Raw genomic sequence first — 25,102 nt, forward strand, 5'->3', positions numbered from 1 at the left:
CGATTAAAGAATGGCCTGATAGTGGGTCAACGCCTTGCTCGACCGAGTCAGGCCCAGGTGTAACAGCAGTTCGAGATAAGTGCTGACATCCATCGGCGGCGTCTTTAGCTGTTTGCGTTGTCGTTGTGCTGCCGCAACAACTGCTGCCGGGTCCAGATCGAAGAGGTTATCGACGAACTCGTCAGGATGCTGGGCCTCGATGCCAAAAGGTCCCAGTGTTTCGTCAGGAAAATCTTTCTGATTAAAGGTCACAATGACACTGGCATTGCAGCGTATAGCGGCAGCCAGAACATGTCGGTCATCGACGTCAGGCAGTGTTAGCCCTTCGATCAGCCTTTCGTAACCGTAGACGCAAGCATCAGGTATGGCCTGATCCATCAAGTCGGACGTGCGATCCAACTGCTCTGTTGTCAGGTCCGGGCGGTTCTTCAGTAGATTGCGCTTCCATTCGTTATGTATCTCCAGTGACCATCGCGCCCTGAAACGCCCGGAGAGCGCGAGCCACATCAAAAAATCTCTCAAGGGGGCGGGGTACAAAACACATGCGTCATATACAGCGGTAAAAGGGGAGTGCCTCACTCGTATCCTGTCCTTAACGCTTGTGCCTGCTCGGCGAGAAGCGTCATTGCTTGCTCGCTGGCTATGTCGCGCTGGGTTTTATAGTCCATCAAATCGGTAAAGCGCACACGTCGGTGCTTGCCGGTTTTGTGGTAGGACAACTCACCGGACTCCAGCAGTTTGATCAGGTGCGGGCGTGAGACATTGAGCAAGTCCGCCGCTTCCTGGGTGGTCAGTTCAGCGTGTACCGGGACCACTTTGACGGCGTTGCCTGCAGCGAGCTCTGCCAGGATGTCGACAAGCAACCGAAGCGCTGAGGTGGGAAGTTCGACGCTGTGTGCTTCATTCTGCTCATCGAAAATCTGGATATGCTGAGTTTCGAATTGGGTGGCGAGGTAGGCAGCCAAGGCGCGCTGACCTTCGATAGCGGCCTGGACCTCACGCTCCATGGGCAGGTTAAGGGGGGGATGGATAACTGGTGACATGATGCTTTCCAATATTCTGAATAATCGATATTGGAAGGCTATTCGAATCAAACGAAAATCGCAATAAACGAAACGACCGGCTTTTCAGCTCCTTATGCAGTCGCGTTAGTGCTGGAGATCGGGTGTGTAGGCTTGTTCGCGAAGGCGGTGTGACATTTAGCAGAAATGTCGACTGACCTGACGCTTTCGCGGGCAAGCCCGCTCACACAAGGACTTACGTTTGTTCACGATGTTTCTAACGTTGTTACGCCGTCGCCAGTGCCGGTTTCTCCGACACACTCAAAAACCGCAACAACGCCAGCAACGGAAACACGCTGCCGACGATCACGATCCACAACCAGCCACCGTGTTCGTACACCGCACTGGCCACTGATGAGCCGAACGCGCCGCCGATGAAGATGCTGGTCATGTACAGTGCATTCAGACGGCCGCGGCTCTTGGCGTCGAGGGTGTAGACCGCGCGCTGGCCGAGGACCATGTTCATTTGCACGCAGAAATCCAGTACCACGCCGGTCACGGCCAGGCCGATGACGCTGTACGCCGGGTGGATGAAGGCCGGCAGGAAGCTCAGGCTGGCGAACAGCATCACCAGCAGCGAGGCGAGGCGGGTGTGGCCGGCATCGGCCAGTCGACCAGCGATGGGTGCGGCAATCGCGCCGATGGCTCCGACCAGGGCGAAGATCGCGATCTGGGTTTGCGACAGACCGTGATTGCGCGCCAGTTCCAGCGGCACGGCGGTCCAGAACAGGCTGAACGTAGCGAACATGCAACCCTGATAAAACGCCCGTTGACGCAACACCGGTTGCTGGCGCAGCAGCGTCCAGAGCGAGCCCAGTAACTGGCCATAAGAGGCGCTGTGATCAGGCTGGCGCTTGGGCACCGTCAGGGCCAGTACGATGCTGATTGCAGCCATCAAAACTGCGGCAATGACGAACATAGCGCGCCAGCCGAAGTGGTCAGCCACTACGCTGGACACCGGCCGGGCCAGCAGAATCCCCAGCAGCAGACCGCCCATGATCCCGCCAACCACGCGGCCGCGCGACGCTTCCGGCGTCAGGTGGGCGGCCAGCGGAATCAGGATCTGTACCGACACCGAGCTGAAACCCACCAGCAACGAAATCAGCAGAAACACGTTCGGCTGATCGGTGAACGCCGCGCCCAGCAAACTGGCAATCGCCACCACGGTGGTGATGATCATCAAGCGACGGTTCTCCAGCAGATCACCCAGCGGTACCAGGAAGAACAGGCCCAGCGCATAACCAATCTGCGTCAGCGAAACGATCAGGCTGGCCATGGTGTCGGTCAGGCCGATGTCCGGCGCGATCAGGCCGATGATCGGCTGGGCGTAGTAGATGTTGGCGACGATCGCGCCGCAGCAGAAGGCGAAAAGCAGCACCATGCCCCGGGTCATTGTCGCGGCACCGTGGGGCGCCTGAGTCGCTGGATTCATAACATGGCTCGCTGAACAAGAAGGAATGCGCAGAGGCTAATCGGCTGGCTAGAGCGGCGGAAGAGGGTTTGGATTGATAGTAATCATTCTTTTGCGGAATGAGTGACGCCGGTATGCGCTGTCTGCCGATGAACCATGCGTCCAAACAGTGGGATCCGATGATACATTCACTGACATCCTCTTCGATAGCGTGCTTATGTTGTCCTGCGCTCCATAAACCGGAAGGTACTTCGATATGAATGCGATGTTCCGTCACCTGATCCGCGGCGCTTGCGTTGTTACCCTGATCAGCTTGTTCACGGCAGGTCTTGCCCAGGCCGCCGATGTGCCGCCGGGAATGCGCATTGGCGTGCGCGGCGAGATCACCGGCATCAGCGCCGACGTCATGAAAGTCCATGCCAACAGCGGCGAAAACGTGCTGATCAACCTGACCAAGGACACCAAAATCCGCGCCGTCACCCTGGCCAATATCGAAGACATCAAGCCCGGCAGCTACATCGGCTCGGCTGCCGTGCCGCAGGAGGATGGCACGCTCAAGGCGCTGGAAGTCCACGTCTTCCCGCCGGAACTGGCCGGCAGCGGCGACGGTCATCGGCCTTTTGATCTGGTCAAGGGCAGCAGCATGACCAATGGCAGCGTAGGCGATCTGGTGGTCAGCAACGGCCGGGTTTTGACAGTCAATTACAAGGGCGGCCAAAAGACGATTCTGGTGCCGGAGGATGTGCCAATCGTCAATCTGGTGCCGGGGGATCGCCGCTTGCTGAAGGTGGGCGTGAAGATCGTGACGTTTGTGACCCAGAGTGCCGACGGGACACTGACCGCTCAATCCATTTCGGCCGGCAAGGACGGTGTGACACCGCCGATGTAACGGTATCCCACAAAAAAGGCGACCTTCACAGGTCGCCTCTTTCATTGAACTCAGTGATTACTGACCGTTGTAAATCTGGTCGAAAACCCCACCATCATTGAAGTGAGTCTTCTGCACGGTGCGCCAGTCACCAAAGGTCTTCTCCACCGACAGGAAATCCACTTTCGGGAAGCGATCGGTGTATTTCGCCAGCACCGCCGGGTCACGCGGACGCAGGTAGTTGGCAGCCGCAATTTCCTGACCTTCCGGCGACCACAGGTATTTCAGATACTCCTCGGCAACCGTGCGAGTGCCTTTCTTGTCGACGGTTTTGTCGACCACCGACACCGGCGGCTCGGCTTCGGCGGAAACACTCGGGTAAATCACTTCGAACTGATCACGACCAAACTCGCGAGCAATCATTTCCGCTTCGTTTTCGAAGGTCACCAGCACGTCGCCGATCTGGTTGGTCATGAACGTAGTCGTGGCCGCGCGGCCACCGGTATCCAGCACCGGCGCTTGTTTGAACAGTTTTCCGACAAAGGCTTTTGCCTTGTTTTCGTCACCGCCATTTTTCAGCACATAGCCCCAGGCCGAGAGGTAGGTGTAGCGGCCGTTGCCCGAGGTTTTCGGGTTGGGGACGATCACCTGCACGCCGTCCTTGAGCAGGTCCGGCCAGTCTTTCAGGGCTTTCGGGTTACCTTTGCGCACGATGAATACGGTGGCCGAAGTGAACGGCGCGCTGTTGTTCGGCAGGCGTGTGACCCAGTTGTCCGGGACCAGTTTGCCGTTGTCCGCCAGGGCGTTGATGTCGGTGGCCATGTTCATGGTGATGACGTCAGCCGGCAGGCCATCGATCACCGAGCGCGCCTGTTTGCTGGAGCCGCCGAAGGACATCTGCAGCGTGATGTTTTCGTTGTGCTCGGCTTGCCAGTGTTTCTGGAAGGCAGCGTTGTAGTCCTTGTAGAAATCTCGCATCACGTCGTAGGAAACGTTAAGCAGGGTCGGTGCGGCCTGAGCCATGCTGCTCAAGGCCAGGCCAGCGGCCAGAAGTGAGGCGCCAAAGAGTTTTTTCACTGCGCATTCCTTGTTTTATCAAACGTGTTCGATGGAAATTGTTGGCAATTTGCCAGCGACTATAGCCGGACTCGCATAGTCGCTTAAAGATTAAAAAACACTTTGCTTATTCCATTTTCTTGAACAACGCATTGCCACAACGAGAGCAGAACGCCGCGCTGTGCTCGTGGCTGTTTTTCTTGCAGATCGGGCAATCGTGTTGCAGTTGTTCACCACGCATGGCGTTGGCCAGTTCCGCGGTGAAGATCCCCGTCGGCACGGCGATGATCGAATAACCGGTGATCATAACCAGGGATGAAATCACCTGGCCCAGCGGCGTCTTGGGCACGATGTCGCCAAAACCCACGGTGGTCAGCGTCACGATAGCCCAATAGATCCCTTTGGGAATGCTGGTGAAGCCGTGCTCCGGGCCTTCGATCACGTACATCAAGGTGCCGAACACCGTCACCAGGGTGCTGACGCTGAGCAGAAATACGACGATTTTCTGCTTGCTGCCGCGCAACGCCGACATCAAATAGTTGGCTTGTTTCAGATACGGGCTGAGCTTGAGGACGCGGAAAATCCGCAGCATTCGTATGATCCGGATGATCAGCAGGTACTGCGCATCGCTGTAATACAGCGCGAGGATACCCGGCACGATCGCGAGCAAATCCACCAGTCCATAGAAGCTGAACGCGTAGCGCAGCGGCTTGGGCGAGCAATACAGGCGCAGGCCGTATTCGATGACGAAAATGACGGTGAAGCCCCATTCGATGTACGCCAGCACGTCGGCGTAGTTCTGGTGAACGCTGTCGATACTGTCCAGAACCACGATCACCAGGCTGGCGAGGATGATCAACAGCAAGATGCTGTCGAAGCGCCGACCGGCCCGGGTGTCGGTCTGGAAGATCATGACGTAAAGCTCTTCACGCCAGTTTTTGCTGCTGTCCATGGATAACGCCTGAATCGAGAATCAGCGCAGCCTAGGGTGATTCTCCCCGCCAGCGCAAGGTGCGCTGTCCATGGCGGACTGACGCAACACCCGAATGCCAGCGCGAATCAGCCAGCAGGCAAGAATGAACGGCGCGGTCAGCGTTGCCAGGCCCAGTGCGGCGAACCCCGGCGTGAGCAATACCGCGAGCAGAATGCCGAGCAGCGGCAGCCAGGGTTGGCGGCGTTGCGGGCTGAAGGCGAGGGCGGCGAGTACCGCGTTGTAACCGCTCAAACCCTGCAAGGCATTTGAAGTTTCGCCATGCAGAAGGGCAAATCCGAGGCCGGCAGCGGAGCCCAGCAGCGCCCAGACAAAGGCGTGGCGATCGGCGATCAGTAATCCGGCGGCAATCAGCGCGCCGGCCAGGGGATGGCCGAGAAACATGACTTGCCCCAGGCCTTTCAATTCGGCAGCGAGCAGGTTGAGGGTGTTCAGTTCGATCAGCGGCGCGGGTTGCTGTGGTGCGGCAAAGCCGAGCAATAACCAGCTCAACCCAACGAAGGGTGCTGTGTACGCCGGTAGACATTGATGATCGCGAGCACCTTTGAGCCATTGCTGAGTGAGCATCGCACTCAGGCCGCCGCAGGCGATGATCAGCGGTGGCAACAGTGCTGACCATGGGAAATACAGGCTCAGCAGCAGGCCGAGCAAAATACCGTTGTAACTGAATAGTCCGGCCTGACGATCTGCCTTGGCATACCCGCGACGTTGCGCGGTAAGCAACCCGGCGACACCGCCCAGCAGCGCACCGCCGAGCAGAGCGGGCGCGGTGAAAAGAATCGCTAACAGACACAACAGCCCGCTCAGCGGATGGCGCTGGAGAAATATCTGGCTGAAGCCGTTGAGCAGGGCGGTCGTCCAGTCGGGGCAGTGGGTATTGAAGTGGTTGGCAGGCATGGGTGGGGTCTAGGGCAGAGGAAAATCCAGGGTCTTGCACAAATCTGTGGCGAGGGAGCTTGCTCCCGCTGGGCTGCGGAGCAGCCCTGAAATCAGCAATGCGGTCTTTCTGTTGAAACCGTCATGCCAAAGCGACGACTGCTTCGCAGCCGAGCGGGAGCAAGCTCCCTCGCCACAGGGGTAGTTCTTACCGGGGTAGCTCTTACAGGGGGAGTTCTTTAGAGCAATGTCTCGATGCGCAACGAATTGGTTGACCCCGGCTGCCCAAAGGGCACGCCCGCGGTAATCAGCAGCGTATCCCCGCGCTGAGCCATCCCCTGAGCCTGGGCGATTTCCAGCGCCGTCGAGCACACTTCATCCACCTGCCGCAGCCGATCGTTGACCACCGAGTGCACGCCCCACGCCACCGTCAATCGCCGGGCGGTTTGCAGGTTCGGCGTCAGGTTGAGGATCGGCACCGTCGGCCGCTCCCGCGCCGCCCGCAGGCTCGAGGTGCCGGACTCGCTGTAGTTCACCAGCACCGCCACCGGCAGCACGTTGCTGATGCGGCGGATCGCGCAACTGATGGCGTCCGACACCGTGGCCTCGGCTTTTGGCCGGCTCACGTCCAGTTGGGTCTGATAATCCGGGCCGTTTTCCACCTGGCGGATGATCTTGCTCATCATCTGCACGGCTTCCAGCGGGTACTCGCCAGACGCGGTTTCCGCCGACAGCATCACCGCATCCGCGCCTTCGGCCACCGCGTTGGCGACGTCGGTGACTTCGGCGCGGGTCGGGGCCGGGGAGAAGCGCATCGACTCCAGCATCTGCGTCGCCACCACCACCGGTTTGCCGAGTTGGCGGCAGGTGCCGATGATGTTTTTCTGAATCTGCGGCACGCTTTCGGCCGGCACTTCTACGCCCAGATCACCGCGAGCGACCATGATCGCATCGCTCAATTCAGCGATTTCCCGCAGCTGAGTCACGGCCGATGGCTTCTCGATCTTGGCCATCAAGAACGCTTTGTCGCCGATCAGCGCGCGGGCTTCGCGGATGTCTTCCGGGCGTTGCACGAACGACAGCGCGACCCAGTCCACCCCGAGCTCCAGACCGAAGTTCAAATCACGGCGGTCCTTGGCGGTCAGCGGGCTCAGGTCGAGCACCGCTTGCGGCACGTTGACGCCTTTGCGGTCCGACAGCTCGCCGCCGTTGAGCACCGTGGTGTCGATGGCGTCGGCGTACTTGGTCACCACCCGCAGGCGCAGCTTGCCGTCATCCAGCAGCAAGTCCATGCCGGGCTCCAGCGCGGCGATGATTTCCGGGTGGGGCAGGTTGACCCGGCGCTCGTCCCCCGGCGTTGCATCCAGATCCAGGCGCAGCGCCTGGCCGCGATACAGCTGCACTTTGCCCTGGGCGAATTTGCCGACCCGCAGTTTCGGGCCTTGCAGGTCCATCAGAATCCCCAGCGGATAACTCAGCTGGCGCTCGACTTCACGAATCCACTGATAGCGCTGCGCGTGGTCGGCGTGATCGCCGTGGCTGAAGTTCAGGCGAAAGATATTGACCCCGGCGCGCACCAGTTCACGGATATCGTCGATCCCGTCGGTGGCCGGGCCGAGGGTGGCGAGGATTTTGACCTTCTTGTCAGGCGTCATGTTTAGGGCTCTCGAGAATCAGAATGGCGCGGAAGTCGTTGACGTTGGTACGGGTCGGCTCGGTGACGATCAGTGCATCGAGCGCCGCGAAGTAGCCATAGCCATTGTTATTGTCCAGCTCATCGCAGGCAGTGAGGCCGAGGGCGGCGGCACGGGCATAGCTGTCCGGAGTCATGATGGCGCCGGCGTTGTCTTCGGAGCCGTCGATGCCGTCGGTGTCACCGGCCAGGGCGTAGACGCCGGGCAGGCCTTTGAGGCTGTCGGTCAGGCTCAACAGGAATTCGGCGTTGCGCCCGCCACGGCCATTGCCGCGCACGGTGACGGTGGTTTCGCCGCCGGACAGAATCACGCACGGCGCCGCCAGCGGCTGGCCGTGCTGGACGATCTGCCGCGCAATGCCGGCGTGGACCTTCGCCACTTCCCGGGATTCACCTTCCAGGTCGCCGAGAATCAACGGGCTGAAACCCGCCTGACGGGCTTTCACCGCCGCCGCTTCCAGTGACTGCTGTGGGCGGGCGATCAATTGGAAATGACTGCGGGCCAGGCTCGGATCGCCAGGTTTGACCGTCTCCGACTCAGGACTTTGCAGCCAGGTGCGCACCGAGGCCGGGACTTCGATGGCATAACGCTTGAGGATCGCCAACGCTTCAGCCGAGGTGCTCGGGTCGGCCACGGTGGGGCCGGAGGCGATGACCGTGGCGAGGTCGCCCGGCACATCGGAAATCGCATAGGTGTAAACCGTGGCGGGCCAGCAGGCTTTGCCCAGACGCCCACCCTTGATCGCCGAGAGGTGCTTGCGCACGCAGTTCATCTCGCCGATGGTCGCGCCGGATTTGAGCAGCGCTTTGTTGATCGATTGCTTGTCGGCGAGGGTGATGCCGGCGGCGGGCAAGGCGAGCAGGGCAGAGCCACCGCCCGAGAGCAGGAAGATCACGCGGTCGTCTTCGCTCAGGTTGCTGACCAGTTCCAGAACCCGTTTCGCGACGGCCAGACCGGCAGCGTCCGGCACCGGGTGCGCGGCTTCGACCACTTCGATTTTTTCGCACGGGGCGCCGTGGCCGTAGCGGGTCACCACCAGGCCAGACACTTCACCCTGCCAGCAGCGTTCGACCACCTGGGCCATGGCTGCGGCGGCTTTACCGGCGCCGATGACGATCACCCGACCGCTGCGGTCGGTTGGCAAATGGGCTTCAAGGACATGCTGCGGATGGGCCGCGTCGATGGCTGTGGCAAACAGCTCGCGCAGCAATTGTTGCGGATTGACCGACATGGCGGGCTCCCGGAATTCTTGTTATTGGGTTTGTCGCGGACCCTGTGGGAGCGACTCTGTGGCGAGGGGGCTTGCCCCCGTTGGGTTGCGAAGCAGCCCCAAAATCTGTGATGCACTGAAGATCTTGTGAGTGCTACGCACTCAAACGGGGGCAAGCCCCCTCGCCACAGGCTCGCTCCTGCAGGTTTGATGCGGTTTGGGGCAGGGCTTACTTCTTGTCGCGAATCGAGAAATTCGCCATGTGTTCCAGGCCCTTGATCAGCGCCGAGTGATCCCAGTTGCTGCCACCGATGGCCGCGCAGGTGCTGAACACCTGTTGGGTATTGGCGGTGTTCGGCAGGTTGATGTTCAGCTCGCGCGCACCGGCCAGGGCCAGGTTCAGGTCCTTCTGGTGCAGGCTGATGCGGAAGCCCGGGTCGAAGGTGCCCTTGATCATGCGCTCGCCGTGAACTTCCAGGATCTTCGACGAGGCGAAACCACCCATCAGCGCTTCACGCACTTTCGCTGGGTCGGCACCGTTTTTCGAGGCGAACAGCAGCGCTTCGGCCACGGCCTGGATGTTCAGCGCGACGATGATCTGGTTCGCCACTTTCGCGGTTTGCCCGTCGCCGTTGCCACCGACCAGGGTGATGTTCTTGCCCATGGCCTGGAACAGCGGCAGGGCGCGTTCGAAGGCATCGGCCTCACCACCGACCATGATGCTCAGGGTCGCAGCCTTGGCGCCGACTTCACCGCCGGAAACCGGTGCGTCGAGGTATTGCGCGCCTTTCTCGTTGATTTTGGCGGCGAAGGTTTTGGTGGCGGTCGGCGAGATCGAGCTCATGTCGATCACGACTTTGCCCTTGCTGACACCCGCCGCAACACCGTCGGCGCGGAACAGCACGTCATCGACCTGCGGGGTATCCGGCACCATGACGATGATGAATTCGGCTTCCTGGGCGACTTCTTTCGGGTTGGCCAGCGCAACGGCGCCAGCAGCCAGCAGATCGGCAGGGGCGGCGTCGTGGTGCGCCGACAGGAACAGGCTGTGACCGGCTTTCTGCAGGTTCAACGCCATTGGGTGGCCCATGATGCCGGTGCCGATAAATCCGATTTTAGCCATGAGAAAATCCTCTTGTTTTTGTGTCGCCAAATAATGTGCGCGTAGCGGAGGTAGACCACATTCTGTGGCGAGGGAGCTTGCTCCCGCTGGGTTGCGAAGCGACCCCAAACCAACCGCCGTGGTGTGCCAGATAAAACTTGCTCGCAGGTTTACGACTGCTTCGCAGCCGAACGGGGCGGTGCGGCGTTCCGACAAGCCCCCTCGCCACAATGGTTCTGTTTCAACATCAGATCGCGTTATGGGTTTTCAACCAGCCCAGGCCCGCTTCAGTCGTGGTCAGCGGCTTGTATTCACAGCCGACCCAACCCTGATAACCGATGCGGTCCAGGTGTTCGAACAGGAAGCGGTAGTTGATTTCACCTGTGCCCGGTTCGTTGCGCCCTGGGTTGTCTGCCAATTGCACGTGGTTGATCTCGTCCAGGTGCGCGGCCATGGTGCGGGCCAGGTCGCCCTCCATGATTTGCATGTGATAGATGTCGTATTGCAGGAACAGGTTGGCGCTGCCGACCTGTTCGCGAATCGACAGGGCTTGCGCCGTGTTGTTCAGGTAGAAGCCCGGAATGTCGCGGGTGTTGATCGCTTCCATCACCAGCTTGATGCCTGCCGCTTGCAGCTTGTCGGCCGCGTACTTGAGGTTGGCGACGAAGGTTTTTTCCACGGTGGCCTCGTCGACGCCTTGTGGACGAATACCGGCCAGGCAGTTGACCTGGGTGTTGCCCAGCACTTGGGCGTAGGCAATGGCCAGATCGACACCGGCGCGGAACTCTTCGACCCGATCCGGCAGGCACGCGATACCGCGTTCGCCCTTGGCCCAGTCACCGGCCGGCAGGTTGAACAACACCTGGGTCAGACCGTTGGCATCGAGCCTGGCCTTGATTTCGGCAGAGCTGAAGTCATAGGGGAACAGGTATTCGACACCACTGAAGCCGGCCTTGGCGGCAGCGTCGAAACGGGCAAGAAAATCCTGCTCGGTGAACAGCATGGACAGGTTGGCTGCGAAACGCGGCATGGTGGTCTCCTGTAAATGTGTGTAGGCCCTCTGTGGGAAGCAAGCCTGTGTGGCGAGGGAGCTTGCTCCCGTTGGGTCGCGAAGCGGCCCCAAAAACTTTGCGACTGCTTCGCAGCCGAGCGGGAGCAAGCTCCCTCGCCACATAGACTCGCTCACCACAGGGGGGATCAATCGAGCAACGAAATCGCCGTTGGCGCATCGTTGCCGACCAGCGCCAGGTCTTCGAATTCGTTGACGGCGTTGATCTCGGTGCCCATGGAAATGTTGGTCACGCGCTCCAGAATGATCTCGACGATTACCGGCACCTTGAACTCTTCGATCATCTCCTGAGCCTTGCGCAGGGCAGGCTGGATCTGGCCCGGTTCGAATACCCGCAGGGCCTTGCAACCCAGGCCTTCGGCGACCGCGACATGGTCGACACCGTAGCCGTTGAGCTCTGGAGCGTTGAGGTTGTCGAAGGACAGCTGCACGCAGTAGTCCATGTCGAAACCACGCTGCGCCTGACGGATCAGCCCCAGGTACGAGTTGTTCACCACGACGTGGATGTACGGCAGCTTGAACTGCGCGCCCACCGCCAGTTCTTCGATCATGAACTGGAAGTCGTAGTCGCCCGAGAGCGCCACCACCTTGCGGGTCGGATCGGCCTTGACCACGCCGAGCGCGGCCGGAATGGTCCAGCCCAACGGGCCGGCCTGGCCGCAGTTGATCCAGTGACGCGGTTTGTAGACGTGCAGGAACTGCGCGCCGGCAATCTGCGACAGACCGATGGTGCTGACGTAGCAGGTGTCCTTGCCGAACACCTGGTTCATCTCTTCGTAAACGCGCTGCGGCTTGACCGGCACGTTGTCGAAGTGAGTCTTGCGCTGCAGGCTGGCTTTGCGCTGCTGACAGTCTTGCAGCCAGGCGCTGCGGTTTTTCAGCTTGCCAGCGGCTTGCCACTCGCGAGCGACTTCGATGAACACGGTCAACGCGGCAGCGGCGTCGGACACGATGCCCAGGTCCGGGGTGAACACGCGGCCGATCTGGGTCGGTTCGATGTCGACGTGGATGAATTTGCGGCCTTCGGTGTAAACGTCGACCGAACCGGTGTGACGGTTGGCCCAGCGGTTACCGACGCCCAGCACCACGTCGGACTTCAACATCGTGGCGTTGCCATAGCGGTGCGAGGTTTGCAACCCGACCATGCCGACCATCAACGGGTGATCGTCCGGGATGGTGCCCCAGCCCATCAGGGTCGGGATGACCGGAATACCGGTCAGCTCGGCGAACTCCACCAGCAACTCGCTGGCGTCGGCATTGATGATGCCGCCACCGGCCACCAGCAATGGGCGTTCAGCCTGGTCGAGCATGGCCAGGGCTTTTTCCACCTGCACGCGGGTCGCGCTCGGCTTGGCCAATGGCAGCGGTTGGTAGGCGTCGATGTCGAATTCGATTTCGGCCATCTGCACATCGAACGGCAGGTCGATCAGCACTGGGCCCGGACGGCCGGAACGCATCTCATAGAAGGCTTTCTGGAACGCGTAAGGCACCTGGCCCGGCTCCAGAACCGTGGTCGCCCACTTGGTGACCGGCTTGACTATGCTGGTGATGTCGACGGCCTGGAAGTCTTCCTTGTGCATACGGGCCCGCGGTGCTTGCCCGGTGATGCACAGGATCGGGATCGAGTCGGCCGAAGCGCTGTAGAGCCCGGTGACCATGTCAGTACCGGCAGGTCCCGATGTGCCGATGCACACGCCGATGTTGCCGGCCTTGGTGCGGGTGTAACCCTCGGCCATGTGCGAGGCGCCTTCAACGTGGCGAGCGAGGACGTGATCGATGCCACCGACCTTCTGCAAGGCGGAGTACAGCGGGTTGATCGCGGCGCCCGGGATGCCAAAAGCGGTATCGACCCCTTCGCGGCGCATCACCAGAACGGCGGCTTCGATTGCTCTCATTTTGCTCATGGTTTTGTGCCTCTTACGTTTTGTAATTGTATACAAGTGGCTTTGCGCAGAGTGTATTCACGGCGGACGGCGCAGGTCAATCCATTTTCTCAAGCGGCTGTTTCATTCGTCGGAAGCCCGAATAACTGTGGCTTTTCGTCGCATGTCGCGCTTTTCGAAAATTATTGTATACAAAAAAATAATTCATTGTGTTCTATTTGTTGCATCGGATTGCGCAACACAAAGCAATCCAACGGCTTTCCCTATAACAAAATGAGGACGGCACCATGAGCGCTTTAACCTTGAAAGTCGCAGTCAACCTGGCCGATCAGGCCATCACCGCGGGGCGGGCGATCTCTGCCGCGCCATTGACCGTTGCAGTACTGGATGCCGGCGGGCACCTGATAACGCTGCAACGTGAAGACGGAGCCAGCCTGCTGCGTCCGCAGATCGCCATCGGCAAGGCCTGGGGCGCGATTGCCCTGGGCAAGGGCTCACGCCTGCTGGCACAGGACGCCCAACAACGCCCGGCCTTCTTCGCCGCGCTGAATAGTCTGGGGCAGGGCAGCGTCGTCCCGGTACCCGGCGGCGTGTTGGTTCGGGATCAGGACGGGACTGTGTTGGGAGCGGTGGGCATCAGCGGTGATCTGTCAGATGTCGATGAGCAATGTGCGATCCGCGCGATCGAGGGGCAGGGGTTGAAGGCGGATGCGGGGGTGGCTGGTTGATCTTCGGCGCCTGATTTACCGCTTTCGCGAGCTTGCTCGCGAAAGTGCCTTGCGGACGAAAACAGCTTTTTAGCTGCCTGCTTTCTCCGTTGAAATTTCCATCCGGTAAATTCCGGATTTTTAGAATTTTGTGCGAAACATTTGGCTGTTGCCGAATATTTTCGCAAGAAAATTCATAGGTATCACTCGTATCATTCTCTCGGAACATGCCGAGAGCTTTACAATGAAAACAACACTGTCGTGGTGGGATATCAGCCCGCCTCTGAGCACCGCTACACCTACCTGGCCGGGTGACACACCTTTCCAGGAAGAGCGCGTTTGGACGTTCGGACCCGAGTGTCCGGTGAATGTCGGGCGTATCACCCTGTCGCCTCACACGGGGGCCCATGTCGACGCGCCGCTGCATTACAGCGCTGATGGAGTGGCCATTGGCGATGTATCGCTCGATGTCTATATGGGGCCTTGCCGTGTGCTGCATTGCCTGAATAGCGGCCGGCTGGTACACCCCGAGCAGCTTGAAGGTCGCTTGCAAGACCTGCCTGAACGGGTGCTGCTGCGCACCTGGCAACAAGCGCCATTGAGCGCCTGGGATCCGGATTTCACCGCCGTCGCCAAAGAAACCGTCGACCTGCTGGCGAACCTCGGTGTGCGCTTGATCGGTATCGATACGCCGTCGCTGGACCCTCAGCAATCCAAAACCATGGATTCGCACAATGCCGTAGCCCGACATGGCATGGCCATCCTCGAGGGCATCGTGCTCGATGACGTCCCGGAAGGGGACTATGAATTGATCGCGCTGCCGCTGCGTTTTGCCCATCTGGACGCCAGTCCGGTCAGGGCAATTTTGCGTCCACTGAATAAACCGCAACTTGAGGAGCCGACTCAATGAGCCAATGCCCCTATTCAACTGCAAACCAGACGGAAGAATGGCATAACGCCGAGCTGAATTTTTCCGACTCCATGAGCTACGGCGACTACCTGGATCTGGGGCGCATTCTCAGCGCACAGCACCCGTTATCTCCGGACCATAACGAGATGCTGTTCATCATCCAGCATCAGACGTCAGAGCTGTGGATGAAGCTGATGCTGCACGAGCTCAAAGCCGCTCGTGAACACATTCGACAGGGAGAGTTGCCGCCCGCGTTCAAGATGCTGGCGCGGGTCTCGCGGATTTTTGATCAACTGGTGCATGCCTGGACGGTGCTGGCCACCATGACACCCACCGAGTACCACGCGATACGGCCGTTTCTGGGGCAGTCATCGGGCTTTCAGTCGTTCCAGTACCGCGAGATCGAATTCATTCTGGGCAACAAAAGCGCGACCCTGTTGCGCCCCCATGCGCATCGGCCGGAACTGTTGCAGGCGCTTGAAAAGGCGATCGCCACACCGTCGCTGTATGACGAGGCGATTCGCTTGATGGTCAGCGCAGGCTTGACCATCGACCCACAGCGTTTCGAGCGCGATCCGAGCAGTCCGACGGCGCATGACGCGTCGGTCGAAGCCGCCTGGCGCGAGGTCTACACTGACCCTTCGCGTTATTGGGATCTCTATCAGCTGGCGGAGAAACTCATCGACCTTGAGGACTCGTTCCGTCAATGGCGCTTCCGGCATGTGACCACGGTCGAGCGGATCATCGGCTTTCAACCAGGGACCGGTGGCACAGAAGGTGTCGGTTATCTGCGCAAGATGCTCGATACCGTGTTGTTCCCGGAGTTGTGGCGAGTGCGCTCAACTCTTTAATTTACCGAGAATGATGTTTGAACGCTTAAACCGAGCGGCAATTGAGTAAATTGACGCATTCAAACCATGCCTGACCATAACAATTAAAAGGTAACCAGATGGCGGATGAAATCTTGAGGCAAGGCGAGCTCAAGCGAGGGCTGAAAAATCGTCATATTCAGCTGATCGCATTGGGCGGAGCGATAGGGACCGGGTTGTTTCTCGGCTCTGCCGGAGTACTCAAATCGGCCGGGCCGTCGATGATCCTCGGCTATGCGATTGCCGGCTTCATCGCCTTTCTGATCATGCGCCAGCTGGGCGAGATGATTGTCGAGGAACCGGTGGCCGGCTCCTTCAGTCATTTTGCCCACAAGTACTGGGGCGGCTATGCCGGCTTTCTGTCCGGCTGGAACTACTGGGTGCTGTATGTGCTGGTGGGCATGGCCGAGTTGACGGCTGTCGGCAAGTACGTGCAGTTCTGGTGGCCGGAAGTCCCCTCCTGGGTCAGCGCGGCAGTGTTCTTCGTCCTGGTCAATTTGATCAATATGATGAACGTCAAAGTCTTCGGCGAAATGGAGTTCTGGTTCGCAATCATCAAGGTCGTCGCGATCATTGGCATGATTGTCCTGGGCTGCTACATGTTGTTCAGCGGAACAGGCGGCCCGCAGGCCTCGGTCAGCAATCTGTGGAGTCACGGCGGCTTCTTTCCCAACGGCACCACCGGATTGCTGATGTCCATGGCGTTCATCATGTTCTCCTTCGGCGGCCTGGAACTGGTCGGCATCACCGCCGCTGAAGCCAGCGAGCCGGGTAAGGTGATTCCCAAGGCGATCAACCAGGTGGTTTATCGCGTGCTGATCTTCTACGTCGGCGCACTCACCGTGTTGTTGTCGCTGTATCCGTGGGATCAACTGCTACAGACACTGGGCGCTTCGGGCGATGCCTATAGCGGCAGCCCGTTCGTGCAGATCTTCTCCTTGATCGGCAGCGACACCGCAGCGCACATCCTCAATTTCGTGGTGCTCACCGCGGCACTCTCTGTCTATAACAGTGGCGTCTACTGCAACAGCCGCATGCTCTATGGCCTGGCCGAACAGGGCGACGCACCCAAGGCGCTGATGAAACTGAACAAGCAGGGCGTGCCTCTACTGGCGCTGGGCGTATCTGCGTTGATCACCATGCTGTCCGTGCTGGTTAACTACCTCGCCCCGCATGAAGCGCTTGAGTTGCTCTTTGCGCTGGTGGTCGCATCGCTGATGATCAACTGGGCGATGATCAGCCTGACGCACCTGAAATTTCGCAAAATCATGGGCCAGCAAGGTATCGTGCCGGGCTTCAAGGCGTTCTGGTTCCCTTACAGCAATTACTTGTGCCTGGCCTTCATGGCCATGATTGTCTGCGTCATGCTGATGATTCCAGGGATACGCGCTTCAGTCTTCGCCATACCGGTGTGGGTGTTGATCATCTTCGGTTTTTACCGGATGCGTATGGCCAAGGATCGGGCCTTGCCGATAGTTCAATAGCCTTTGCCGTGGGTGCGCCGTGATGAGTAGCAACGCTGATCCGCAGTTTCGCGACATTCGTATCGATCACTATGACCTTGAGGGTGCAAGGAGCTGGATGTCTGGTATCTGCGGACCGCACCGCCTCCAGACTTCGACGCCCGAGCGGATCCGCTTTCATCACAGCGCCAATGTGTTCAAGTCGATGGCCACGACCCTGGGCACGCTCTCGTACGGCACCGATGTCACCATCGATATCGAAGACGCCGAGCACTTCAGCAGTTACAGCCTGAGTTTGCCTTTGGTGGGCGAGCAGGAGCTGAGCAAGAATGGCAGCGTGTCGAAATCCAACCGCGATCAAGGGGTGATCATTTCCCCGAACGAGAACCAGATGCTGGCGATCTCCGGCGACTGCTGCAAAGTTCAGGTGGTGATCACCCGCGTCGCCATGAGCGAGTCGCTGGAGGGCATGCTGCAGCGACCGTTGGATACGCCGCTGCGTTTCGAGCCGGTGATGGATGCGGTGGACGGCGCGTCGGCCTCGTGGTGGCGCATGGCGCGTTATTTCATCGCGGAGCTGGAACGCAGCAATGAACTGTACGAACAGGTGGTCTTCACTCGGGACATCGAAAGCTCATTGATCAAAGGCTTGATCCTCGCCCAGCCGAACAACTACTCCGAAGAATTGCGCAACGTGCTCGGCGTGAAACTGCCGCACTACCTGATCAGGGCCAAGCAATACATTCACGACAATGCTCGCGAAGCCTTGCACCTGGAGGATATCGAGGTCGCGGCCGGGGTCTCGCGTTTCAAGCTGTGCGAGGCGTTCAAGAAGTACTTCGCCCTGTCGCCGATGGTCTACCTGAAAAAATACCGGTTGAACGCTGTGCGCCAGGAAATCCTCGAACACGGCTCGGCGCGCAATATTTCCGCGATCGCCATGGGCTGGGGCTTTACGCATCTGGGACGTTTTTCCGCCGAATACCGCAAGTTGTTCGACGAGTCCCCCAGCATGACCTTGCAGCGTAACGAAGCCCGGCGCATGCGCGGGGTCTGAATATCCCGGTGTCCAGAATTGAATCAGATCTGCGACAGCAGCCTGATGAAGCTCTATTTGTGGCGAGGGAGCTTGCTCCCGCTGGGCTGCGAAGCAGCCCTAAAGCCTGCGGATGGGGGATCTCTGACAAACCTCGGTTGCGAATTTCAGGACCGCTTCGCGCTCCAGCGGGAGCAAGCTCCCTCGCCACAATTGATCACCTGATCATCGATATCCATTAACTGGCGCTCACTTACGCACCACCAAATCAAGCAACGTCTCCCGCTCCTTGATTTTCTGCAACACGATTTCCGAGCGGATATCAGTCACCCCCGCCGTGCGGTTCAGGTGGTTGACGATGAAGTCGGAGAAGTGCTTGACGTTACGCGCCTGGACCCGCAGTACATAGTTGCTCGCCCCGGTAATCACGTAGGCGGTGACCACTTCCGGCCACAACTGGACCTTCTTGATGAAGGTCTCGTGCCAGTCCTCGACGTCCTGTCGCAATGACACATGGACGATGGCTTCCAGTTCGACTCCCAGCTTCTCTGCGTTCAGCATCGCGCGATAGCCAGTGATGATTCCTTCACTTTCCAGCAAGCGTAAACGGCGCAAGCAGGCCGACGGAGACAGTGCGACTTTCTCTGCCATTTCGTGGTTGCTGATACGGCCATCTCGTTGCAAGAGGTGCAGGATCCGCAGGTCTGTGGGGTCGAGAGTCATGACTAGAATAAATCCGCGATATTTGGCGTTGGATTCGAATTTTCTTCGAGATAAATACTAGATGGCCGCTTACTTTGCACGAAAATTCTCTAAAGCTTCGTTCATTATTTCCTCACCGTGAAGGCGCAAATAACGCCTGAAACACGACACTCACACCCAACTATCGCGATCTGCCCGGACGGCACTTCTTTCAAAAAGCAGGACACCCAATGACTACAAGAAACGATTGTCTGACGCTTGATGCGCAGGACGCTCTGGCCCCTCTGCGTCAGCAGTTTGCGCTCCCCGAAGGGGTGATCTATCTCGACGGCAACTCCCTCGGCGCGCGCCCGGTCGCAGCGCTGGCGCGTGCTCAGGCCGTGATCGCCGATGAATGGGGCAATGGCCTGATCCGCAGTTGGAACAGCGCCGGCTGGCGCGACCTGCCTGAACGTCTGGGCAATCGACTGGCGGGGCTGATTGGCGCCGGTGACGGCGAAGTGGTGGTGACCGACACCACCTCGATCAACCTGTTCAAGGTGCTCAGCGCCGCCCTGCGCGTGCAGGCCATGCGGGCGCCGACGCGGCGGGTGATCGTCAGCGAGACCAGCAACTTTCCGACTGACCTGTATATCGCCGAAGGTCTGGCGGACATGCTGCAGCAGGGCTACAGCCTGCGTCTGGTCGACAGCCCGCAAAAGCTGGCGCAAGCGATTGACCAGGACACCGCGGTGGTCATGCTCACCCACGTCAACTACAAGACTGGCTACATGCACGACATGCAGGCCCTGACCGCGCTGACCCATGAATGCGGCGCGCTGGCCATCTGGGACCTGGCGCATTCCGCCGGGGCGGTGCCGGTCGATCTGCATCAGGCGCGCGCCGACTACGCCATCGGTTGCACCTACAAGTACCTCAATGGCGGTCCGGGCTCGCAAGCTTTCGTCTGGGTTTCCCCTGAGTTGTGCGATCTGGTGGCGCAACCGCTGTCCGGCTGGTTCGGTCATTCGCGGCAGTTCGCCATGGAGTCGCATTACCAGCCGAGCAGCGGAATCGCCCGCTATTTGTGCGGCACCCAGCCCATCACTTCATTGGCGATGATCGAGTGTGGTCTGGATGTCTTCGCCCAGACCGACATGGCCAGCCTGCGCAGCAAGTCCCTGGCGCTGACGGACCTGTTCATCCAGTTGGTCGAGCAGCGCTGCGCCGCTCACGAGCTGACCCTGGTCACTCCACGCGAACACGCCAAACGTGGCAGCCATGTCAGTTTCGAACATCCCCAAGGTTATGCGGTGATCCAGGCCTTGATCGCCCGTGGCGTGATCGGCGACTACCGCGAGCCGCGGATCATGCGGTTCGGCTTCACCCCGCTGTACACCAGCTTCACCGAGGTCTGGGATGCGGTGCAGATCCTCGGCGAAATACTTGATCAGAAAACCTGGTCGCAAGAGCAATTCCAGATCCGCCACAGCGTCACCTGATACCCCCCGACGCCTTTGTCTTGCTGCCGCGAATTTCCCGGCAGCAGGGCTTCGGTCGCCTCCGATAAGCACTTCTGTGAAAACACAATAATAAGGAACACGCAGAATGAAACTGTCCCTTTGGCCCGCCTTGCCGCTCGCCATTACCAGCTGTCTCGGCCAAGTGGCCCATGCCGCACCCGACAATGGATTCGTTGAAGACAGCAGCCTGACCCTGACCCATCGCAATTTCTATTTCTACCGCAACAACCTCAACAACCCGGGCGGCCAGAACTATCGGGAGGAGTGGGCGCACGGACTTATGCTCGATTACCGTTCAGGCTATACCCAGGGCACAGTGGGTTTCGGAGTCGACGCCTACGCGCAGTTGGGTCTCAAGCTCGACAGCGGCAGGGGGCGTACCGGCACCGGTTTGTTGCCGGTCGGTTCCGATGGACGCGCCGAGGATGAGTATTCCGAAGCGGGTGGCGCGCTCAAGGCGCGGATCTCGAAGACCGAACTCAAATACGGCAATCTGACACCGCTCAACCCGGTGTTCGGCACCGGCTCGGCGCGCCTGTTCACCACCTACGCCAATGGTTTCCAGCTGATCAGCAACGAGTTGAAAGGACTGCAACTCGATGCCGGGCACTTCACTTCGGGCAATGACAGTGCGTCGACCAACGACGATGGCGCCCTCAAGGCGCTGTATGCCGGGGTCGAGACTCGCAGCGTCGATTATCTGGGCGGCAGCTATGCCCTGAGCGATCAATTGAGCGTCAGCCTGTACGGTTCGCAGTTCGCTGATATCTGGCGGCAGTACTACGCCAACGCCAACTACAGCTATGCCCTGAGCGAAAACCAGTCGCTGAACCTGGATTTCAACCTCTATCGCACCAACGACTATGGCCAGCGCCTGGCCGGCAAGATCGACAACACCACTTGGTCGCTGGCCGCCGCTTACAAGGTGGGTGCACACCGCTTGACCCTGGCCTACCAACGGGTCGATGGCGATGAGCCGTTCGATTATCTCGGCTTCGATCAGCAGCCGGGCACCTCGGTATTCCTTGCCAACTCGGTACAGATCCTCGATTTCAACGCGCCCAATGAACGCTCCTGGCAGCTGCGTTATGACTTGGACATGGCGCCCTTTGGCGTTCCGGGCCTGAGCTTCATGTCGCGCTATGTGAGCGGTGACCATATCGACGACAGCCACTACGACGGCGGCCCCAATGGTGCCTATGGACGTTACGGCAGTGACGGCAAGCGCTGGGAACGCGACCTTGAAGCGCGCTACGTGGTGCAGGAGGGCAAGGCCAAGGACCTGTCGATACGTGTGCGCCAGGCCAGTATACGTTCCACCGCCCAGGTGGCCCGGGCGGACACCACCGACAACAACGAAGTCCGGGTGATCGTCGAGTATCCGCTGAATATTTTCTGATCCGTGGCTGATCCCCACCGGCAACCCAAACGATTTGCTCTCTTCAAGAAAGACAATATTCAGAGGAAAGAAAAATGACCGATAACGCCGGTTTTGAAAACATCTCCAAGCGTGAGCAGGGCCTCAGGCGCCAGCTCACCTCGGGTCAGATGAGCATGATCGCCATTGGCGGTGCGATTGGCACCGGGCTGTTCATGGGCAGTGCCTACGCCATTGGTTATGCCGGGCCGAGCGTGCTGCTCAGCTATGCGATTGGCGCGATCATCACCCTGCTGTTGATGGGCTGTCTGGCGGAAATGACGGTGGCCCATTCGACCTCCGGCTCGTTCGGCGCCTATGCCGAATTCTATGTCAGCCCATTGGCCGGGTTCCTGGTGCGCTATGCCTATTGGGCGGCGATTGTGCTGGCAGTGGGTACGGAAGTGACGGCGGTGGCGATGTACATGAAGTACTGGTTCGCCAACGTGCCGGAATGGATCTGGATTGTTTCGTTCTCGAGCATGCTGATCGTGCTCAACGCCATCAGCGTGAAAACCTTTGGCACCTTCGAGTACTGGTTCTCGACCATCAAGATCGGTGCGATTGTCGGCTTCATCATCCTCGCGGTGTATGTGGTGTTCGGATCCGGCAACGCGGATTACGGCGTGCACAATTACACCGCCCACGGCGGCTTCTTTCCCAATGGTCTGCAAGGCATGTGGATTGCGGTGATCGTCTCGATCTTCAGCTATCTGAGCGTGGAAATGATCGCAGTGGCCGCCGGCGAGGCGCAGGACCCGGAGCGGGCGGTGAAGAAGGCCTTTCGTGCGACCATCGTGCGGCTGGTGGTGTTCTACCTGCTGACCCTGGCCCTGATGCTGGCGATTGTGCCGTGGGTCCAGGCCGGTCAAGCGCAGAGCCCGTTCGTCACCGTCATGCAGACCATCGGCATTCCCGGCGCAACCGGCGTGATGAATTTCGTGATCCTGATTGCGGCGTTGTCGGCGATGAACAGTCAGCTCTACATCACCACCCGCATGATGTTCAGCCTGTCCCGCGGTGGTTATGCACCCAAGTCCATGGGGGTGTTGAGCAAGACCGGAATCCCGCTGAATGCCTTGTTGCTGTCGAGCTCCGGCATTGCCCTGGCAACGTTGCTCAATGTGCTGTACCCGGAAAGCTCCTTCACCTTGATGATGGCGATCTCGATGTTCGGCGCGATCTTCACCTGGTTCATGATCTTCCTGACCCACTACTGTTTCCGTCGCTACCACGAGCGCAACGGTGAACGGAAACTGTCCTTCCGCATGCGCCTGTTCCCGTACACCACGCTGTTGGGGCTGCTGCTGATGGGCGCGGTGATGATCACCACCTACTTCACCGATGCCTTCAAAATGACCTTGGTATTCGGTGTGCCTTTCCTGCTGATCCTCACGATCGTCTACTGGATCTTCTTCAGAAAACCCAAGGCAGCCGGGGTGTTGAATCCGCTGCCGAAGGTTTAGAGGGCGCAAACACGCAATCCCGACCGGCAGTTTTCATGGACTGCCGAGTCGGCATTGATCCTGGGCCGCTATCAGTCCGGCTCACACCCCTTGAGCACCAACCGGATAATCGTCTGTGCCGCCGCCTCATAATCAGCCTCATCCAGCTTGGCCTTGCCGGTCACTGCAGAAATCTGCCAGTCGAAATCGGCGTAGGTCTGGGTCGCGGCCCAGATGCTGAACATCAGGTGGTTGGGGTCGATCGGGGCGATCTGGCCGCGGTCGATCCAGGTCTGGATGCAGTCGATGTTGTGCCTGGCCTGGCCGTTGAGCTGCTCGACCAGGTCGGGGCTCAAATGCGGGGCGCCGTGCATGATTTCGCTGGCAAACACCTTGGAGGCGAAGGGCAGGTCGCGGGAGATGCGGATTTTCGAGCGGATGTAGCCACTGAGCACTTCGCTGGGCACGCCGTCGGCGTTGAACGGCGTCGAGGCTTGCAGGATAGGCTCGATGATGCTTTCCAGGACCTCGCGGTAGAGGTTTTCCTTGGATTTGAAGTAGTAGTAGACGTTAGGCTTGGGCAGCCCGGCCTTGGCCGCGATGTCACTGGTTTTGGTCGCAGCGAAGCCCTTGTCGGCAAATTCTTCACTGGCGGCACGCAGGATCAGTTCTTTGTTGCGCTCGCGGATAGTGCTCATAAACCAAGGGGTTCCTTGCCTGTTCTGGCGGTTGCGCATGGTAGCACCGGCCTCGCGCGACGCTCAAGAATGCCCCGTGTGGCCTCGGGTCGCGTTATGCTGCGCACCATTCATTCAAGAAGGAAACCCGATTCATGGCAGGAAGCAGTTTGCTGGTGCTGATCGACGACATCGCCACCGTACTGGACGATGTAGCGTTGATGACCAAAATGGCCGCGAAGAAGACCGCCGGTGTACTGGGCGACGATCTGGCGCTCAACGCCCAGCAGGTTTCCGGCGTGCGTGCGGAACGGGAAATCCCGGTGGTATGGGCGGTCGCCAAGGGCTCGTTTCTCAACAAGCTGATCCTGGTACCGTCGGCGTTGGCCATCAGTGCGTTCATTCCGTGGCTGGTCACACCGTTGCTGATGGTCGGTGGCGCTTACCTGTGCTTCGAAGGCTTCGAAAAACTCGCCCACAAATTTCTGCACAGCAAAGCCGAAGATCAGGCTGAACACGCAGAGCTGGTCGAGGCTGTGGCCAACCCGGCAGTCGATCTGGTGGCGTTCGAGAAGGACAAGATCAAAGGGGCGATTCGTACCGATTTCATTTTGTCGGCAGAAATCATCGCCATCACCCTGGGCACTGTGGCTGACGCTTCGCTGACCCAGCAAGTGATCGTGCTTTCGGGCATCGCCATCGTCATGACTATCGGCGTCTATGGCCTGGTAGCCGGCATCGTCAAGCTCGACGACCTTGGCCTGTGGCTGACCCAGGAGCCGGGCCAGATGGCTAAAAGCATCGGCGACGGGATTCTGCGCGCGGCGCCGTACATGATGAAAAGCCTGTCGGTGATCGGCACGGCGGCGATGTTTCTGGTCGGCGGCGGGATTCTGACCCATGGCGTGCCGGTGGTTCATCACTGGATCGAGAGTGTCACCGCTGCGTCTGGTGGCGCCGGGTTTATCGTGCCGACGTTGCTCAATGCAGTGGCCGGGATTGTCGCGGGCGCGGCGGTGTTGGTGGGGGTAATGGCGGTAGGCAAGCTCTGGAAAACGGTGAAAGCCTGAAGCTCTGGGAACTGGTGTTTGATACGCCGCGCATGAAAAAGGCCATTCGACGCAAATCGAATGGCCTTTTTTGTTGCCGACGA

General features: G+C 59.5%; 23 protein-coding genes. 10 read left to right on the forward strand and 13 right to left on the reverse strand.

The features are described from left to right. Positions 1–3 precede the first annotated feature (3 nt). From ACEN8R_RS03605 to ACEN8R_RS03615, 3 genes are all read right to left on the reverse strand, one after another. Positions 4–579, reverse strand: a complete 576-nt coding sequence (locus ACEN8R_RS03605) for a PIN domain-containing protein (RefSeq protein ID WP_026286329.1) — start codon at positions 577–579, stop codon at positions 4–6. Beyond that, the gene (locus ACEN8R_RS03610) at positions 576–1,043 is read right to left on the reverse strand and encodes a helix-turn-helix domain-containing protein (protein ID WP_018925078.1); all 468 of its coding nucleotides are present in this window, start codon (positions 1,041–1,043) and stop codon (positions 576–578) included. The genes ACEN8R_RS03605 and ACEN8R_RS03610 overlap by 4 nt, the downstream gene beginning before the upstream one ends. Before the next feature lie 244 nt (positions 1,044–1,287). Next, complete coding sequence (locus ACEN8R_RS03615) at positions 1,288–2,493, reverse strand: MFS transporter (RefSeq protein WP_026286330.1); 1,206 nt, start codon at positions 2,491–2,493, stop codon at positions 1,288–1,290. A 235-nt stretch (positions 2,494–2,728) separates the two neighbouring features. Here ACEN8R_RS03615 and ACEN8R_RS03620 point away from each other — a divergent pair, with 235 nt between their 5' ends. Then, positions 2,729–3,361, forward strand: coding sequence for a hypothetical protein (locus tag ACEN8R_RS03620; RefSeq protein WP_018925080.1), 633 nt, complete (start codon positions 2,729–2,731; stop codon positions 3,359–3,361). Positions 3,362–3,418: 57 nt separating this feature from the next. Here ACEN8R_RS03620 and ACEN8R_RS03625 read toward each other — a convergent pair whose 3' ends face one another. From ACEN8R_RS03625 to gcl, 8 genes are all read right to left on the reverse strand, one after another. Continuing rightward, on the reverse strand, positions 3,419–4,417 hold the full coding sequence (locus ACEN8R_RS03625; protein ID WP_018925081.1) for a sulfate ABC transporter substrate-binding protein: 999 nt from the start codon (positions 4,415–4,417) through the stop codon (positions 3,419–3,421). Between the two features lie 106 nt (positions 4,418–4,523). Next, entirely contained in the window at positions 4,524–5,348 is an 825-nt protein-coding gene (locus ACEN8R_RS03630; protein WP_018925082.1) for an ion transporter, read from the reverse strand. Between the two features lie 21 nt (positions 5,349–5,369). Further along, complete coding sequence (locus tag ACEN8R_RS03635) at positions 5,370–6,284, reverse strand: urea transporter (protein ID WP_018925083.1); 915 nt, start codon at positions 6,282–6,284, stop codon at positions 5,370–5,372. 218 nt (positions 6,285–6,502) lie between these two features. Then, complete coding sequence (gene pyk / locus ACEN8R_RS03640) at positions 6,503–7,918, reverse strand: pyruvate kinase (protein ID WP_018925084.1); 1,416 nt, start codon at positions 7,916–7,918, stop codon at positions 6,503–6,505. Then, on the reverse strand, positions 7,908–9,188 hold the full coding sequence (locus ACEN8R_RS03645; protein ID WP_018925085.1) for a glycerate kinase type-2 family protein: 1,281 nt from the start codon (positions 9,186–9,188) through the stop codon (positions 7,908–7,910). The genes pyk and ACEN8R_RS03645 overlap by 11 nt, the downstream gene beginning before the upstream one ends. Before the next feature lie 208 nt (positions 9,189–9,396). Further along, a complete protein-coding gene (locus ACEN8R_RS03650) occupies positions 9,397–10,290 on the reverse strand; it encodes a 2-hydroxy-3-oxopropionate reductase (RefSeq protein ID WP_018925086.1) in 894 nt (297 codons plus the stop codon). Between the two features lie 226 nt (positions 10,291–10,516). Further along, positions 10,517–11,299 (reverse strand): hydroxypyruvate isomerase, encoded by a 783-nt coding sequence (gene hyi, locus ACEN8R_RS03655; protein WP_018925087.1) that lies wholly within the window; start codon positions 11,297–11,299, stop codon positions 10,517–10,519. A gap of 167 nt (positions 11,300–11,466) precedes the next feature. After that, positions 11,467–13,242 (reverse strand): glyoxylate carboligase, encoded by a 1,776-nt coding sequence (gene gcl / locus ACEN8R_RS03660; protein WP_018925088.1) that lies wholly within the window; start codon positions 13,240–13,242, stop codon positions 11,467–11,469. A gap of 266 nt (positions 13,243–13,508) precedes the next feature. Here gcl and ACEN8R_RS03665 point away from each other — a divergent pair, with 266 nt between their 5' ends. The 5 genes from ACEN8R_RS03665 (at position 13,509) to ACEN8R_RS03685 (ending at position 18,227) form a co-directional block, all read left to right on the forward strand. Next, the gene (locus ACEN8R_RS03665) at positions 13,509–13,949 is read left to right on the forward strand and encodes a GlcG/HbpS family heme-binding protein (protein WP_007939170.1); all 441 of its coding nucleotides are present in this window, start codon (positions 13,509–13,511) and stop codon (positions 13,947–13,949) included. Between the two features lie 223 nt (positions 13,950–14,172). Further along, positions 14,173–14,838, forward strand: a complete 666-nt coding sequence (gene kynB / locus ACEN8R_RS03670; protein ID WP_026286331.1) for an arylformamidase — start codon at positions 14,173–14,175, stop codon at positions 14,836–14,838. Beyond that, positions 14,835–15,689 (forward strand): tryptophan 2,3-dioxygenase, encoded by an 855-nt coding sequence (kynA, locus tag ACEN8R_RS03675; protein WP_018925090.1) that lies wholly within the window; start codon positions 14,835–14,837, stop codon positions 15,687–15,689. The genes kynB and kynA overlap by 4 nt, the downstream gene beginning before the upstream one ends. 98 nt (positions 15,690–15,787) lie before the next feature. Beyond that, positions 15,788–17,191 (forward strand): amino acid permease, encoded by a 1,404-nt coding sequence (locus ACEN8R_RS03680; RefSeq protein WP_018925091.1) that lies wholly within the window; start codon positions 15,788–15,790, stop codon positions 17,189–17,191. Positions 17,192–17,213: 22 nt separating this feature from the next. Next, the gene (locus tag ACEN8R_RS03685) at positions 17,214–18,227 is read left to right on the forward strand and encodes an AraC family transcriptional regulator (protein ID WP_081626490.1); all 1,014 of its coding nucleotides are present in this window, start codon (positions 17,214–17,216) and stop codon (positions 18,225–18,227) included. Positions 18,228–18,455: 228 nt separating this feature from the next. On the opposite strand, the gene ACEN8R_RS03690 is transcribed toward ACEN8R_RS03685, so the two are convergent. Beyond that, positions 18,456–18,929 carry an Lrp/AsnC family transcriptional regulator gene (locus ACEN8R_RS03690; RefSeq protein ID WP_018925093.1) on the reverse strand — a complete coding sequence of 158 codons (474 nt, stop codon included), beginning with the start codon at positions 18,927–18,929 and terminating at the stop codon, positions 18,456–18,458. A gap of 209 nt (positions 18,930–19,138) precedes the next feature. Here ACEN8R_RS03690 and kynU point away from each other — a divergent pair, with 209 nt between their 5' ends. From kynU to ACEN8R_RS03705, 3 genes are all read left to right on the forward strand, one after another. Further along, the gene (kynU, locus tag ACEN8R_RS03695; protein WP_018925094.1) at positions 19,139–20,389 is read left to right on the forward strand and encodes a kynureninase; all 1,251 of its coding nucleotides are present in this window, start codon (positions 19,139–19,141) and stop codon (positions 20,387–20,389) included. Between the two features lie 106 nt (positions 20,390–20,495). After that, positions 20,496–21,809 (forward strand): OprD family porin, encoded by a 1,314-nt coding sequence (locus tag ACEN8R_RS03700; RefSeq protein WP_018925095.1) that lies wholly within the window; start codon positions 20,496–20,498, stop codon positions 21,807–21,809. Between the two features lie 74 nt (positions 21,810–21,883). After that, the gene (locus ACEN8R_RS03705) at positions 21,884–23,293 is read left to right on the forward strand and encodes an amino acid permease (protein ID WP_018925096.1); all 1,410 of its coding nucleotides are present in this window, start codon (positions 21,884–21,886) and stop codon (positions 23,291–23,293) included. Positions 23,294–23,364: 71 nt separating this feature from the next. On the opposite strand, the gene ACEN8R_RS03710 is transcribed toward ACEN8R_RS03705, so the two are convergent. Further along, on the reverse strand, positions 23,365–23,970 hold the full coding sequence (locus tag ACEN8R_RS03710; protein WP_007939160.1) for a TetR/AcrR family transcriptional regulator: 606 nt from the start codon (positions 23,968–23,970) through the stop codon (positions 23,365–23,367). Positions 23,971–24,104: 134 nt separating this feature from the next. On the opposite strand from ACEN8R_RS03710, the gene ACEN8R_RS03715 reads away from it, so the two are divergent. Then, entirely contained in the window at positions 24,105–25,019 is a 915-nt protein-coding gene (locus tag ACEN8R_RS03715; RefSeq protein WP_018925097.1) for a DUF808 domain-containing protein, read from the forward strand. The last annotated feature ends 83 nt before the right edge of the window (positions 25,020–25,102 follow it).

Source organism: Pseudomonas sp. Pseusp15, assembly GCF_059492165.1.

Bases quoted from the DNA above. Each gene is read 5' to 3' on its own strand.
- ACEN8R_RS03635 (WP_018925083.1), bottom strand. From the start codon at position 6,284: ATGCCTGCCAACCACTTCAATACCCACTGCCCCGACTGGACGACCGCC.
- pyk (WP_018925084.1), bottom strand. From the start codon at position 7,918: ATGACGCCTGACAAGAAGGTCAAAATCCTCGCCACCCTCGGCCCGGCC.
- gcl (WP_018925088.1), bottom strand. From the start codon at position 13,242: ATGAGCAAAATGAGAGCAATCGAAGCCGCCGTTCTGGTGATGCGCCGC.
- kynB (WP_026286331.1), top strand. From the start codon at position 14,173: ATGAAAACAACACTGTCGTGGTGGGATATCAGCCCGCCTCTGAGCACC.
- ACEN8R_RS03610 (WP_018925078.1), bottom strand. From the start codon at position 1,043: ATGTCACCAGTTATCCATCCCCCCCTTAACCTGCCCATGGAGCGTGAG.
- ACEN8R_RS03665 (WP_007939170.1), top strand. From the start codon at position 13,509: ATGAGCGCTTTAACCTTGAAAGTCGCAGTCAACCTGGCCGATCAGGCC.
- kynA (WP_018925090.1), top strand. From the start codon at position 14,835: ATGAGCCAATGCCCCTATTCAACTGCAAACCAGACGGAAGAATGGCAT.
- hyi (WP_018925087.1), bottom strand. From the start codon at position 11,299: ATGCCGCGTTTCGCAGCCAACCTGTCCATGCTGTTCACCGAGCAGGAT.
- ACEN8R_RS03705 (WP_018925096.1), top strand. From the start codon at position 21,884: ATGACCGATAACGCCGGTTTTGAAAACATCTCCAAGCGTGAGCAGGGC.
- ACEN8R_RS03710 (WP_007939160.1), bottom strand. From the start codon at position 23,970: ATGAGCACTATCCGCGAGCGCAACAAAGAACTGATCCTGCGTGCCGCC.
- kynU (WP_018925094.1), top strand. From the start codon at position 19,139: ATGACTACAAGAAACGATTGTCTGACGCTTGATGCGCAGGACGCTCTG.
- ACEN8R_RS03645 (WP_018925085.1), bottom strand. From the start codon at position 9,188: ATGTCGGTCAATCCGCAACAATTGCTGCGCGAGCTGTTTGCCACAGCC.
- ACEN8R_RS03620 (WP_018925080.1), top strand. From the start codon at position 2,729: ATGAATGCGATGTTCCGTCACCTGATCCGCGGCGCTTGCGTTGTTACC.
- ACEN8R_RS03630 (WP_018925082.1), bottom strand. From the start codon at position 5,348: ATGGACAGCAGCAAAAACTGGCGTGAAGAGCTTTACGTCATGATCTTC.
- ACEN8R_RS03700 (WP_018925095.1), top strand. From the start codon at position 20,496: ATGAAACTGTCCCTTTGGCCCGCCTTGCCGCTCGCCATTACCAGCTGT.
- ACEN8R_RS03615 (WP_026286330.1), bottom strand. From the start codon at position 2,493: ATGAATCCAGCGACTCAGGCGCCCCACGGTGCCGCGACAATGACCCGG.
- ACEN8R_RS03685 (WP_081626490.1), top strand. From the start codon at position 17,214: ATGAGTAGCAACGCTGATCCGCAGTTTCGCGACATTCGTATCGATCAC.
- ACEN8R_RS03650 (WP_018925086.1), bottom strand. From the start codon at position 10,290: ATGGCTAAAATCGGATTTATCGGCACCGGCATCATGGGCCACCCAATG.
- ACEN8R_RS03680 (WP_018925091.1), top strand. From the start codon at position 15,788: ATGGCGGATGAAATCTTGAGGCAAGGCGAGCTCAAGCGAGGGCTGAAA.
- ACEN8R_RS03715 (WP_018925097.1), top strand. From the start codon at position 24,105: ATGGCAGGAAGCAGTTTGCTGGTGCTGATCGACGACATCGCCACCGTA.
- ACEN8R_RS03690 (WP_018925093.1), bottom strand. From the start codon at position 18,929: ATGACTCTCGACCCCACAGACCTGCGGATCCTGCACCTCTTGCAACGA.